At 34.3% G+C, this 877-nt stretch carries 1 protein-coding gene; it reads right to left on the reverse strand.

The window, feature by feature from the left end:
- Positions 1–73: 73 nt before the first annotated feature.
- On the reverse strand, positions 74–877 hold an 804-nt coding region (locus FRY97_RS22575; RefSeq protein ID WP_170254851.1), incomplete at its 5' end, for a hypothetical protein.

Raw genomic sequence — 877 nt, forward strand, 5'->3', positions numbered from 1 at the left:
ACAACGGTTGGGCTACCTGCCGTGCGACGTTAGGAGCATGGACAGGTAGCTGGTGTTGCAGGCAGTTCTAAATTCACCTTTCTTTATCCAAGTCAATATCCAACCAAATTTTCGAGTTCACATCTTTTCCAATAAGTTTTCCCGGAGTCCATTCTTCCATTTCTTTTATAATTTGGCTGATTTGACTCTTTAATTCGGGTAAAAACTGTTCATTAGATTCTTTTAAATTATAAAACTCATCAAATTCCCAATTATCAAGATTTCCCTTATTGCTAATAGTTACTTCGACGATTATAAACTGTCTTTCGAATTCCATTGGTATTGAGTCCCAGTTTAATGGAGGTTTGACTCTATTCTCAATATACACTTCAGCATCACCTTTATAAGACGGGGATTCGTCAATATCCCAATATTCATAAGTTTTAGTTTTCCATCTTGACAAAAACAAGCTATCTGCTTTTTGTTCGATTTGTTTGATAAACTCTTTTCCAAATCTTTGACTTATTATGCTGTCCATGTAGTAACCATAACATTCTTGTTCAAGTGTACAATTTGGACCAATTTCTACATATTCAATTCCGTATTCTTTCAGAATTTCTTCCATTTCATCATCATATCGAATTATAGACCATCCTCCTTTAGTATCTTCATATACTAACCTTCCGTTTTCTACATCAATCTTGGCACTATCAATTTGTATTTTGCAATCTTCATTCTCGAAATCAGTAAAGTATTTGCCTGGCGGTTTCATTATTCTTACAGGCTCTTCTCCATCTTCTTCAATTACAGTTCCTTCTTTATCAAGCTTACAACTCCATAAAGCACAAATTAGTAAAATGGATATGACTGTGTTTATTTTCATTCTAATTGCCTGCAA

The organism is Phaeodactylibacter luteus (assembly GCF_007993045.1).
Lineage (GTDB): Bacteria > Bacteroidota > Bacteroidia > Chitinophagales > Saprospiraceae > Phaeodactylibacter > Phaeodactylibacter luteus.